The 13598-nt window shown below is 39.7% G+C and carries 9 protein-coding genes; all 9 read right to left on the bottom strand.

Annotation, left to right across the window (positions count from 1 at the left end; translation table 11 throughout):
* Positions 1 to 6 precede the first annotated feature (6 nt).
* The 9 genes from A6M55_RS13915 to A6M55_RS13875 all read right to left on the bottom strand — a co-directional run bounded on the left by A6M55_RS13915 (position 7) and on the right by A6M55_RS13875 (position 13581).
* Positions 7 to 1569, bottom strand: coding sequence for a carboxylesterase/lipase family protein (locus A6M55_RS13915; protein ID WP_064198198.1), 1563 nt, complete (start codon positions 1567 to 1569; stop codon positions 7 to 9).
* A gap of 11 nt (positions 1570 to 1580) precedes the next feature.
* The gene (locus A6M55_RS13910) at positions 1581 to 2477 is read right to left on the bottom strand and encodes an alpha/beta hydrolase (protein WP_064198197.1); all 897 of its coding nucleotides are present in this window, start codon (positions 2475 to 2477) and stop codon (positions 1581 to 1583) included.
* 67 nt (positions 2478 to 2544) lie between these two features.
* Entirely contained in the window at positions 2545 to 3381 is an 837-nt protein-coding gene (locus A6M55_RS13905; RefSeq protein ID WP_064198196.1) for a sialate O-acetylesterase, read from the bottom strand.
* Between the two features lie 19 nt (positions 3382 to 3400).
* On the bottom strand, positions 3401 to 5356 hold the full coding sequence (locus tag A6M55_RS13900; protein ID WP_064198245.1) for a glycoside hydrolase family 97 protein: 1956 nt from the start codon (positions 5354 to 5356) through the stop codon (positions 3401 to 3403).
* Positions 5357 to 5366: 10 nt separating this feature from the next.
* The gene (locus A6M55_RS13895) at positions 5367 to 6920 is read right to left on the bottom strand and encodes a glycoside hydrolase 43 family protein (RefSeq protein ID WP_064198195.1); all 1554 of its coding nucleotides are present in this window, start codon (positions 6918 to 6920) and stop codon (positions 5367 to 5369) included.
* A 25-nt stretch (positions 6921 to 6945) separates the two neighbouring features.
* Positions 6946 to 7566: an MSMEG_1061 family FMN-dependent PPOX-type flavoprotein gene (locus tag A6M55_RS13890; RefSeq protein WP_064198194.1), complete on the bottom strand. Its 621-nt coding sequence runs from the start codon at positions 7564 to 7566 to the stop codon at positions 6946 to 6948.
* A 21-nt stretch (positions 7567 to 7587) separates the two neighbouring features.
* Positions 7588 to 9258, bottom strand: coding sequence for a glycoside hydrolase family 43 protein (locus tag A6M55_RS13885; protein WP_064198193.1), 1671 nt, complete (start codon positions 9256 to 9258; stop codon positions 7588 to 7590).
* Positions 9259 to 9284: 26 nt separating this feature from the next.
* Entirely contained in the window at positions 9285 to 11741 is a 2457-nt protein-coding gene (locus tag A6M55_RS13880; RefSeq protein WP_064198192.1) for a glycosyl hydrolase family 95 catalytic domain-containing protein, read from the bottom strand.
* A 295-nt stretch (positions 11742 to 12036) separates the two neighbouring features.
* Positions 12037 to 13581 carry a RagB/SusD family nutrient uptake outer membrane protein gene (locus tag A6M55_RS13875; RefSeq protein ID WP_064198191.1) on the bottom strand — a complete coding sequence of 515 codons (1545 nt, stop codon included), beginning with the start codon at positions 13579 to 13581 and terminating at the stop codon, positions 12037 to 12039.
* Between the last annotated feature and the right edge of the window lie 17 nt (positions 13582 to 13598).

The following is a 13598-nucleotide window of genomic DNA, read 5'->3' as shown; positions in this document are numbered from 1 at the left end:
TATTAATTACTTAGCCCATTCTTTACCTTCGGGCGTTCTTCGCCATTCAAAATATTTATCCAAAACTTTCATGGCATCTTCACTCGGAACTGGCCCCATAAAAGCCTTTTGTTGGAAATACATGACTTTGGGATTTTTAGGCGAAAACGCTTCCCATTTCGGAACAGAACCACCATTTGGATGGCCGAATTTGGCAAAATTTGTCCAATACGTCATGATAGTTTCTGACATTTGAGGGTCAGTTGGAGAGGCAAATTGGTCGGTAGTTTTGAATGTCCCGAACACAAAAGCTACATCTTGTGCATGAGGTGAACCATAGCCATATTTTGGAGAATCACTTGGAAAGTCTTTATGTTGGTCGAAATAATAGTAAAATACTTTCTCTTTTGATGTTTTAGCTTGAAGATTTGCCCATGCCCACGTTTGCCAGCCAAAAGCAGCATCACGAGCGAGATCCCGAGCTGTTTTTGGCACATTGTTTTCGCCTACTGGATAGGCCTTTATCAGACTTTCTGCAAATTTGCCATAGCGTTTATTGGTATTATCAATATAATCTTTTGGTGTCTTTGGTGGTTGGAAACTCGCACCTTCATCTGAATTATATCCGATTAAAACAGGAACGTGATTGTATTTGCCTTTTTCATACAAAAGATGTTGGTCATCTGGAATTACATACCCATCCACAATAGGCCAGCCACCTGGTTGTCCAAAACCTCCTGGGAGTTTTTCGGCAGGAATCGCTCGCATTTCGGCCAAAGATTTTACACCAGCCTTTTTCATAAATTCCAACCCTTGACTTTCTGCCAACGACAATAATTTCATGTTTTCGCCTGGGTAAGTAGTCGTTCTGTTTGGACCAAACGAGCCACCACTTTGTGAAATTGCCCCATGAAAAAGTCCTTTTGCCAACGGTGAAGCACAAAGCATACTTACGGCTATTCCACCTGCCGATTCGCCAAAAATGGTTACTTTATTGGGGTTTCCGCCAAATTGTTTGATATTTTCTTGTACCCATTTCAAACCCGCTATCATGTCGAGAAGTCCATAATTGCCCGAAGTTTTTTGAGGGGTTTCGGCACTGAGTTCGGGGTGAGCTAAAAAGCCCAATTGTCCAACTCGGTAGGCAATACCTACTAAAATTACTCCTTTTTTTGCTAAATACTCTCCGTTGGTATAAGGGTCTGATGTAGAGCCTCCTGCAAAGCCACCTCCATAAATGTAAACCATAACAGGTAATTTTTCATTGGCCGTTTTGGCTGGAGACCAAACGTTTAAATACAGACAATCCTCACTTTTGCCCGATGAAGGATTACCGCCTTGATATGGAGCTGGTGCAAATTTGGTAGTTTCTTTCACACCCGTCCAGCTTGGAGCAGATTGTGGAGTTTTCCAACGCAATTCACCAACGGGTGGAGCAGCAAACGGAATTCCTTTGAAAACTGCCAGTCCGTTTTCTACACTTCCCTGAATCAAGCCTTCTTTTACTTTCACCGTTCCGCTTATTTGAGCAAAATTTAAAAACGGAACAAATAATAATACCAAGAATTTTACACTTAGAACCTTTTTCATAATTATTTGATTTACAATAAATTATTTCGTTTCATCCAATCGAAAAGTGGGTCTGTCCAACCTTTTTGGCGGAAGATAAATCCGTGGTCGCCTTTAGGAAAAATGTGCATTTCAACTTCGACTTTGTTTTTGCGGAGTTTTTCAAAATACTGAATGCTATTATCCACATCTACCACTTTATCATCGGCGGCATGAGTTAGCCATGTAATGGGCGTATTGGCTTTTACTTGTAATTCATTCGACATCAAATCTTTATCTTCTTGCGATGGCGTTTTACCAATTAAAGCATCACGAGAACCGCCGTGGGTAAGTGCATCTTGCATCGTGATTACTGGATAAACAAGTACTTGAAAATCAGGTCGAAGATTGGTATTTTGTGGGTTTTCGATGTAAGATTTCTCAAAATGCGTAGCGGCAGTACTGGCCAAATGCCCGCCCGCACTAAAGCCCATGATACCAATTTTATTTTTATCAATGCCATATTTTTCGGCGTTTTCACGCAAATATTTAATGGCTTGTTGAGCATCTTGCAAGGGGCCTATTTTCTTATCTTGCATGATTTCATCACTTGGTAGGCGGTATTTCAATACAAAAGCAGAAATTCCTTTTTCGGCCAAACTCTTGGCAGTTCCCAAACCTTCTCCATTATAAACAATTACACCATAGCCACCACCAGCAATTACGACTACGGCTGTTCCGTTTGGTTTTTCGGGCTTGATGTATTCGAGCGTTGGAACAGTTACATTGCGGTACATCCCACGGTCAAATGTCTCCGCTTTTTCAGTGGGTTTAGCGTTGGCAACTTGTGTAGGATATATTTTAATAATTTCCTGCGAAAAAGCGGAAACATTATCTGTGAGGACACAGACAATGGCAAGAAGGGCGGTTAAGAGGAATCTACTTTTCATTGTAAGGTTGAATTATTTTTATTCTGCGAAACGAATTGTCTGTGAGGACACAGACAACGGCAATTTTTTATTTTTTTGAATATTGCATCAATGCTTCGGCATAGCGTTTCCCAAATTCACGAACGCCTGCTGAGTCGAAATGTAAACCATCTTTGGCAGCAGTAAGGCCAGCTGACGAAACCACCACCGCTTTAGGAATAGTTTGTGGAAGCGTAGCAATAATGGCATTGTGACTGGCACATTTACCGCCTTGTTCGGCAGCTACTAATTCTCCCGACAATAAGGGAATTGAATTTGGAGCTATGTTTAAATCAGCCAAAATATCATCGTAAATCTTTTTTACTTGGGCTGGCCAAGTTTTATCACCCGTATTTGATTCGCCTTGATGCAAGAGTATTCCTTTAATAACTCCCGATTTTTGAGCGATTTTTGCCATTTCTATCAATCTTTCGTAGGGATTTCCACCATAAGAATTTGCCATATTTATCATCCACGGTCTTTCTTTGGCCGAAGAATCGAGGTAGGCTTTGTATTTTATTTTATCGAAAATCTCAATTTTACTTCCTGCCACCGCTACATGAACCAAACCTAACGATTGGTTTTGAGGCATATTTTGAATCATTGTACGACCAAAGTAATCGGCAGGTGAAAGACGAGTATCACAACGGCAGAGTGGTGGTTTGCCCGTGTACCATTGCCCTTTTTGGCGATTGAGTTTTGAACAGTCTAAGGCTTCCAAGACTTTGAAACGACTGTCGATATTAACAGTATCTTGTGCTTCAATTCGTGCGGCACCTTCCATGTTTGACTGACCAATGCAGAGATAAATATGAAAATTCGGGTCTTGGGCGAAGGCGTTTTCACCTAAGATAAATAAGGAAATTATCAGAAAAAGTTTTTTCATTTTATAGTTTTTTTTAAGCTTATTTTACAATCAGAACCGCACCATTAAACGGCACTGTTAGTTCAACTTCTTGCGTTGTTGGCACTTTAATTTTGCTTAGTTTTCCGTTTAATTGTTCATCATCCGAATACATTCTGTACTCAGTATTGGCACTCAACATCGGAAGTTTTATGGTCTTTTTTAAAGTTTCTTTTTCGGCATTGATAGCCACCACGTACCAATTTGCACCCTGACGACGAGCTAAAATCACGTATTTCCCAGGGTAACCATCAATCAGTTTTACTTCGTCCCAAGTGGTGGGCACTTCTTTCATAAAATTGATTGCCCAAGCAGGGGCATCGGTCAGATTATTGGGTGCTAATGCAAAATGCTGCACAGGACTTTGAAACAAAACAGCAGTTGCCAAGGCATACACATCAGAAGTCATGCGTTTTGAGCCTCGATTTGGTGTATTATTGCCGTTATAAAATTTATTCAAGGCACTTCCACCATAATCCATGCTTCCAACAGCGTTTCTGATAAATGGGTGAAGTGTAGCGTTGAATGATTCTTTATTGCAGAATTGTTGTGAAAAAGCTAAATTTTCACTTGCCAAAACGGCTTCACTCGCAGCAAAATTTGGGTACATTCGTTCCCAACCACGAGGCAAGGTTGCCCCATGAAAAATGCAAAGGATTCCGTAGTCGTTGGCATCGTAGAGAATATCTTCGTAAAGTTTGAGCGTTACTTGTTTATCGCCACCAAAGAAATCCACTTTAATTCCTTTTACACCGATAGATTTCAACCAAGCCATTTCTTTGCGTCGGGCAATGGTGTTATCCATGATACCTCTTGGGCCTTGCGGAGCATCGTTCCAGTAACCATTTGAGTTATACCACAAATACAAACTCACGCCTTTTTTCTTGGCATATTTACATAATTCTACAATTTTTTCACGCCCGATTTGTTTGTCCCAAAGGGCATCGACCAAAACGGTTTTATAGCCCATAGCCGCACTAAAATTGATGTAATTGATTTGTTCCTCAAAAATGGTTCGGCTATCCATTTTTATAATCCAACTCCAGCTACCTTTAGTGTATTCATATTTTTGACTTGCTTCATACAATGGTTTTACGACATCAAAAGCTACGGTAGTTTCTACTATCGGAGAGAGGGTTTCGCCGACAGTAATTGTACGCCACGGTGTTTCGCCAGGAAGCATGATGCCTGGTGCGGTGGTTCCATTGCCATTATTTTCACCCATCATCGGGTAGCCAATGGTGTAAAGTCCATCTTTTTGACCTATCAATCTGCTGCCACAATAATTGCTTCCTACACCAGTTTCAGAAATCAAAACCCAGCCGCTTTCATTGACCTTAAAAAGACATGGAAAAGTGTAGCCGTTATTGTCTCGACCATTTTGCCCCATTGCGTCGTCCACTGTGTAAGGGATTTCATAGCTGGGCATGGTGCGAGCAAAACCTACCATTGGCTTGCTTTGTGAAGATAGAAATGTGGTACTTCCAGTCGGCAAACTAAATCCTGTGGTTTCTTCATTTACCACGCATGACAAAGCTTTTTTGTAAGGATAAAGCTTGTATTTGAACGCTAAATCGTTGTTACTTACTCTAAAAACTACGTCGAAGACAGTGTTTGTATCTTTTTTGAAAGTAAAAATAGCCTCGTTGGCTACGTAATGAACCTTTGATTTTTTGATGGTTGCCAAACTATAATTTTCGTCGATTTTCGACTCCTTCACGTTGGCATTCATACTTAATCCTTCACTAAGGTCGGCCACGTTGGTTTTTAGTCCAAGTGGAGACTTCGTTAGGAATTGCTTTCCATTTAAACTTACTTCATAGCTTGGTTTGCCGTTTTCAGTCGTTACTGTAACCACCAGTTTTCCATCAGGACTGCTTACTTTGGCACTATTTTGGGCATTCACACTAAAGTTTAGTACAACAATTAAGCAAGTAAGTATTTTTACTATTTTCATGGGTTCTATCTTATTTTTCTGAAATTTTATCTTCGATTCTGAAATAGTCAAAATCGGCAAAACCGCCTACTTCTTTGGTAGCAAAATTGAAAAGGCTGAAACGATAACCCATAAAATGCGGTAAGGTGTAAGGCATTTTTAGCGGTTCGCCAATTTTCTTCCAAGATTTTCCATCGAGACTATAAAAGAAATGAGCAATATCGGCTCGGTCTTTGAAATTACACTCGGCTTTGAAGTAAACGGTATTTTGTGAAACGGGTACTTTCTCAATTTCGGTAGCTTTACCACCTTTGGTACTCACCATAATGATAGATTTTGTGCCATTTTCGACTTTAATTCCTACAAAACCGTAGTTTTTCTGCAATAAACCCAATCCAGCCATATCGCCATCTTTCATTTTTGAAGCATCAAGGGCAATCAAACCTGTGCTTTCTGGGCCAATGGTGCGTTGGGTAAGTGTATTTTTTGCAGAAACAAAAGAAGTATCTATTCTGCCTGTTTTTAAGCGAAGAAAACCTTTACGCTCAGTAAGCGACCAAAGTGAATTATCAGGATTATGATTCCATTGCCAAACTAATGGCAAAGCTGGCTCACCTTTTTTTCGAGTAAATTCATCCGAATTTACTAAATTTGGAATCAGACTTTTATTGGCGGGTAAGTTTAGGTTCATAGGTACTTTACCATTTTCACCCAAAATTGGCCAACCATCTTTCCACACCACAGGCACTATGTATGGAATACGTCCCACACCGCCATTATCACGGAAAAGGTAGGAAAACCAACGTCCATCTGGCGTATCAATCAAGCCACCTTGAGCTACGCCCAAATCTTGTAAACCAATTTTTCCTTCCCACGGCCCAGTAATTTTATCGGCACGGTGAATAAGCACCGTTCGCATTCCGCCACGAGGCCAAACGATATTGAATAAATAATATTTGCCGTCTTTTTTGAAAAGCTGCGAGCCTTCAGCTTGCAACATAATGGGAGCATTGGCAGCGGCAGAAGCATTTTCAATCAAGGTTTTCTCTTCTGTACCTTCCATTTTTCCACTCAAATCGGATTTTAATTCCAAAATTTTGAGTTTTCCTGCTCCATAAATCATATAAACTTTGCCATCATCATCAAAAAAGATGCTGTGGTCGTGATAAGCAGGAGCAAAAGATTTTTCTTTCCAAGGGCCTTTGATGTTTTTTGAGGTATAAATATGCGTTTTGCCCGAAGTAGCGGCAAAAGTGCTGACCATAAATTCACCATTATGATAGCGGATGCAACTCGCCCAAGAACCACGTCCGTAGGTGTTTTGACCATTCGAGAGATTCATGGCATCGTTTTCTACCAATCTATCATAGCAATAACTTTCGAGTTTCCAATTTACCAAGTCTTTTGAACTCATAATGGGTAATCCTGGACTCATGTGCATGGTGGTGCTACTCATGTAATACGTATCGCCCACACGAATCATCGAAAGGTCAGGCACGTCGGCATGGACGATTGGGTTATGAGTTTGACCAAACCCAATCTGACCTGCCAATAGAAATAAACAAATATTTAAGAGTCTTTTCATTTTTTAGCAAAGAGCATTTCAAAAATCAATACAGATTTGTTTGCTCGTCATTTTTTATCATACCATCCAATTCATCTACCGAAATTTCGAGTTTTCCATGTTCCACCAAAACTTTAGCTAAAGAAGGAACACTTGCTTGTTTTGTACTATCCACTTGCCACAATTTTGACCGAATGATACATTTAGCACAGTGCATAAATGCTTCTTTTACGATAACGATGATGGCAAAAGAGGGTGTTTTACCATCAACAGTTAGCTGCTCCAGCACCCATTTATCCTGCACAATTTTAGCCTCACCATTGATTCGCAAGGTTTCTCTAACCCCAGGTATTAAAAATATTAGCCCAATGTGGGGGTTTTTAATAATGTTTGTGAGCGTATCAGCTTTGGCGTTGCCTGGTCGGTCAGGAATCGCTAATGTTTTTTCATCCAATATTTTCACAAAACCAGCGGGGTCGCCTTTGGGCGAAACGTCGAAATTACCCGCTAAATCAGAAGTAGCAATAGTAATAAATGGCGATTTTTCGATGAAACTACGGCAATGCTCATCAATATAACTGATGGTTTTTCGGGTAACTATCTCTGATGGATAGCCCAAAGTTTCACGCAATTGCTCTTCTGATGTTATGATATGCTCGAAATTCATTTTTATAAATAGAATGAACTGTTATCTCAAAACAGCATCATCACCGCTGTATTTCAGATACTTAAATGTGGCGTTATTGTCTGATTTTTCACCGTTTGAGGTAGCATACATGGCAAAAACATTACCAATAAAACCGCCCGAAACTCTGGTAGAAAGGTGCTTACCATCTTGGTTTTCGGCCAAAATCTTAAAGTCTTTGCCGTTTTCTGAAATAGCAAAATGACATTTATCCGCATTATTGGTGATACGTAGCACTAATTTTCCATTACCAACGGGTAGAGTATTTATTAACTCTACATCTTTTTTGCGGTGAACGCTCTTGTATAATTCTACCTGAGTTTTACCATCTTTAATTGATTTTGCCAAGAAATAATAATGACTTTCGTCTTGATAAATCACTAAACCAGCTTTTTCTTTTTCAGATTTTGGCGTGAAAACAAGCTCAGTTTCAGCAGTGCTATTCATGTGTTGCTGGCGTTTAGCTACAAATGATGGATTGCCAAGTTCTGAAATAGTCTCAGGTTTTAGATTTAATGTTAGTCCATTTTTAGAAGTTTTAAACGAACTACTATCTACCGTGCGTAAGTGCATCATCGAAAGGTCGAGACCTTTATCGAACTTCATGGTATAAGAAAAATTGCCATTTTGAGGCAACGCACCTTTCTGTTTAACTTCTTTTATGTTGGTTTTGTATTTGTATTCGAGGGCTTTTTCGCCGTGTTCAATCATTGGCCAGTCGTTTACCCACGTAAGCGGAGCAATAAACATTTCACGACCTGTATTGTAATAATCACCTTCGTAAGGGCGAACAGCCAAGAAAATTGAGTACCAATTTCCATCTGGACCTTCGATAAACTGGGCGTGTCCAGCCGAAGTAATTGGATTTGGGCGGTCGGCTGGTAAACCTCTTTGAGTTAAAACTGGATTTCCTTCATACGGCACGTACGGTCCCCAAATATCTTTACTACGCAAAGCCACTTGTGAGTGATTGACCGATGTTCCGCCTTCGGCACAGTATAAAATGTACCAATCGTTACGTTTCATGATGTGAGGTCCTTCAATCCAAACTGGTTTTTTGGTAATGTCCACGCCACCGTTTATTAATTGCTTTTTCTCGCCGATGGTTTTCAAGTTTTTATAATCAAACTCATACATTTGCACTGTGCGGTGACCCGAATAAAGTGGTTTATTATCAGGAGCATCGCTGTTGTAGGTTATGTAGGCTTTATCGGTTGCTTCATCGAAATAAATAGATGGGTCGATGCCTCTTACTTGGGGCAATTTTACAGGATTGCTGTAAGGCCCTGCTGGGTTTGTGGCGGTAACCACAAAGTTGCCGTCATGGTCAATATCAGTACAAGTAACGTAGTAGATACCTTTATAATAGGCAATGGCAGGTGCAAAAAGTCCACGGCTCATACGCTCGCCCTTAAAGTCCATTTGTGATGGACGACTGATTACATTCCCAATTTGTTTCCAGTTTTTCAAATCACGGCTGTGCATAATGGGCAAACCTGGGAAATAAGAAAAAGTAGAATGTACAGAATAATAATCTGCTCCCACTTTCACGATGCTTGGGTCAGGATAAAAGCCTGTTAATATCGGATTTGTAAGGGTTACTTGTGCCGATGCAATTTTCACACAACAAACCAATACGATGATGCTACAAATTTTTGCTACTTTTTTTAACATTTTAATCTTTGTTTAATTCGTAAATTTTAAAGTGATAAAGTGATGATTTGACCTTTTTGGGTGGCAATATCATACAATTTTGTTGTTGCCAAAGTGGGTGCTTTTATGCTTGATTTTTCTGAAATAACAGGTTTTGCTGTTTCATCTAAACTATAAAATTGATTGGGGTTTTGGCCGTTTGCTTCTTTTAGTTTTGTGCCATTGGTTTGCTTCAAATCGTTTGGAGTACGTAATCTCAGATTTCCTCCAAGATTAGATTTTACGACCAATTTCACCAATTTGGCATCTTTCCATTGCATTTCTACGATTTCAAAACCTCCGATTGCTTTCAAACCTGAAATCTTACCCGTAGGCCAAACATCTGGCAAAGCAGGAAGTAAATGAATAGCACCGTCGCTGCTCTGCATCAACATTTCAGTAATACCTGAAGTACAGCCGAAATTTCCATCAATCTGAAATGGCGGGTGTGCATCGAAAAGGTTATTATAAGTACCGCCCGCACCACGCTCGTTTCCAATAGGCGTTAGTTGATTTTGAATCAATTTATAAGCATGATTACCATCTTGTAGTTTTGCCCACCAGTTTACCTTCCAGCCCATACTCCAACCTGTAGAGACATCACCACGATAAATCAGAGAGTTTTTAGATGCCTCAAAAAGTTCGGGCGTGCGATAAGCCGAAATCTGATTCGATGGATAAAGTCCGTATAGATGTGAAATATGGCGGTGTTGGTCTTTAGGGTCGTCGATATCATCGAGCCATTCTTGCAACTGATTATGTTGCCCAATGTGCATTGGCGGTAATTTATCTCTTAATTTTTTGAGAGAATCAACAAAAGAAGCATCTTTTTTGAGAATTTGAGCAGCATTGATTGCCTTGCTGAACACATCAAAAACTATCTGATTATCCATCGTAACGCCCGCATCAAGCGAAGAACCATCGTGGGCCGCAGGAGCATTTTCGGGTGAATTTCCTGGGTTTACGACTAACCAATTATTCTTATTTGGATGTGGAATCAAGAAATCGGCATAGAATTGTGCCGCTCCTTTGAGTGCAGGATAAGCTGAAGCCAAAAATGCTTTATCGCCAGTGTACAGATAATGTTCCCATAAATGTTGGCTCACCCAGCCACCGCCAGCTGTCCACATACCCCAAAAAGCACCGTCAATCGCACCCGTTGCTCGCCAAATATCAGTATTGTGGTGAGCCATCCAGCCTCTTGCACCATACATATCTTTGGCGGTTTTCTGCCCAGTTACCGAGAGTTCCTGCACCATTTTCAAGAAAGGTTCGTGCAATTCTGAAAGATTTGTCTTCTCGGCTGGCCAATAATTCATTTCGGCGTTTATGTTGATGGTATATTTACTGTCCCACGGTGGATTAATTCTATGATTCCAAATACCTTGCAAATTGGCAGGCTGTCCACCAGGTTGTGATGAAGAAATGAGTAAATACCGCCCAAATTGATAATAAAGAGCCACCATTTGTGGGTCATTGGTATTTCTGAAATTTCTCAGGCGTTCGTCGGTAGGGAGCTTTACGGCATCGGTTTCACCTAAATCAATTTTTACTCGATTAAATAACCTTTGATAAGCTAAAGTGTGCGAATTCAGTAGTGTAGTGTATGTTTTAGGGTAGGCTTTGTTTAAATATTCGGCGGCACGCTTGTTTTCGTCGCCACTTAAATCTTGATAATTGTTAAAATTAGTAGCTATTGAAATGAAAATGGTAGCAGAATTTGCTCCTTTCACTATCAAAGAAGTATCAGTTGCTTGAAGGCTGCCACCCTCTAATTTTATTCGAGTAATTCCTTTGTATTCTACCATACCTTTTACGGTTTCGTGGTCGCTGGTTGTGCCCGAAATAGTTAAATCTTTGGTTGATGTAGTGGCAATCGTTTTTCTTTTTTGTGGAGAAGAAATATTAGCATTGAACGACAAATTACCTGCTTTACTGGCAGATATTTTCATTATAATTACTCTATCGGCCAATGAAGCAAAGGCTTCACGGGTATAAACCACATCGCCTACTTGATAGGTTGTTTTTGAAATAGCTTTTTCAATGTCTAATTCTCTGTAATAGTTCGTAAAGTTTTCATGTCCATCGAAGACTAAGTTGAGATTCCCGACGGGTTCAAATTTTTGTCCGTGTGAAGTTTTGGTGATAATGGCTTGATTAGCCAATTTTTCGGCCTCTTTGTGGTTTCCTTCAAAAATCAATTTTCTAATTTCAGCCAATTTTTCTAAAGACTGTGGATTATCATTTCGGTTGGGGCTGCCACTCCAAACTGTGTGTTCGTTGAGTTGAATTATTTCTTTGGCTACATTCCCATAAATCATTGCACCCAATCGGCCATTGCCTATTGGTAAAGCATTTTCCCACGTATTGCCTGCTGGTTGTTTATACCAAAGTTTGAGGGGTGTTTGGGCTTGGGCAAACTCTATTAAAATTACAAAAAATACGAGGAGAAACTTTCTTTTCATTGATTTCTGGTTAGGATAAAAAGTTTGAAAACAGTTATATCTGACTATAAGTAAAACATAATGTGTCAAATTAACACAAATATAATTTAATTATAAATTAAGCCAAATTAATTGTAAGAAAAAAAGATTTTATTTTGTATTTCTAACCTGAGAATTTTGATTAATAAGTTTCAAGGTTTTGGGAAACGTTAATAGTTATTTCCAGAAACAAATTATTGAAAAAGGCTGAATTAAATGGTGCTTTTGAAAATAATAGAACAGACAGCCTTTTGCTGTCTGTTCTAAAGCTAACTGATTAATAACCAGGATTTTGGTCCTTATTATCAATACTTGGATTATTGTCAATTTCAGACTGAGGTAGAGGCAAAAGCTCAAACTTGTTGGCCGTAAAATAAGATATAGGCTCACTGGTTTGCTTTTTATTTTTTCTCCATCTCAATATATCAAAATTACGCACCTGCTCAGCAGCTAATTCCACCATACGCTCATGTTGAACAGCCTCAAAAACTTGAGCTTTATTGCTACATGGGTAGTTTTTAGTTGGGTACGGAGGCATCTCAACTGATTTTCTTGCTCTTACTTGGTTCATTAATGTGATGGCTCTGGCTGAGTTTCCGAGTTCATTTTCACACTCAGCAAGCATCAATAACACATCTGCATAACGCATCACACGCATATTAATACCACTTGTAGCAAAACCAGAGTTTGATTTATAAAGTAAAGAATATTTTCTCCAAGCTAATTTAGTGTCCACTCCATCTACTTTTACTGGGCTACCAGGTCCTATTTCAGCCATTACATCGTTACCGTTATTAAACTTATCGCCTTTTTTCCAGAATGACATATCAAAGCGTGGGTCGTTCTTAGCATCTCCTTTAGAAACACGCTCGTAGGCAGCGGCCATTTTAGCTGAAGGCACTAAGTTTCCCCAACCAATAGGAGAATACTCTTGAGAGCGAATTGACTCTTCTTGCAAGCTATTACCATCACCATCTGGTCCACTCCAATTGAAGGCTCCGTTTGAATTAGAGAATACTATTTCAAATATTGACTCAGCATTAAACTCTCCTTCTTCGTTGGTAAGGTCAAGATAATTATCTACTATTCGGTATCTTCCAGAATTTACCACTTTATCTAACTCAGTTTTTGCACTTGCATAGTCGCCTTGCTGTAAATATGCACGAGCTAACAATGTCTGAGCTGCGGCCTTTGTAGCTCTACCTGCCTCGCTGGCTGGATAGCTATCTGGCAAAGCGGCCTCTGCTGCCTTAAGGTCATCCACCACTAATTTATATACTTCTTGCACAGTAGCTCTTCCTTTTGAACCTTCAACAGATTTTACATATTCGTTATTGATAGGTACGCCACCCCAAAGTGTTCCTAACTCAAAGTAAGCCAGAGCACGCAAAAATTTAGCCTCACCAGCTACTCGTGTTTTTATAGCATTAGAAAAAGTAGCATTTGTTTTGGCCGAACTTTCCAGAACCACATTGGCTCTATGTATAACTCTAAACCAACCTGTGTATACATCCGATGCAACAGAATTGTTAGGAGCATTTGAACCTATAAGCAATTGACTGCGAGGTGCTTCGAGTTGTGCTCCACCTGTTGCCATTTCATCGCCACGGAGGTCATGTACAAAAAACCACTCTCTCGCACCAAGACCAAAGCCTTGTAATAATGAATAAACTGAATTAACTCCTGCTACAAGTTCAGCATCGTTAGTGAAATATGTTTCAAACGTAACCCCATTTGGATTTACTTTTTCCAAATCTTTTTCGTTACAGCTTAATATAGTAGAGAGTCCAATCACTCCCGTTAACATTAATATTTTTTTCATTGTCTTCTTTTTTAAAT

Source organism: Emticicia sp. MM, from assembly GCF_001649495.1.
The sequence above is the reverse complement of the archived record's forward strand: the minus strand, read 5'-3'. Positions and strand labels throughout refer to the sequence as shown.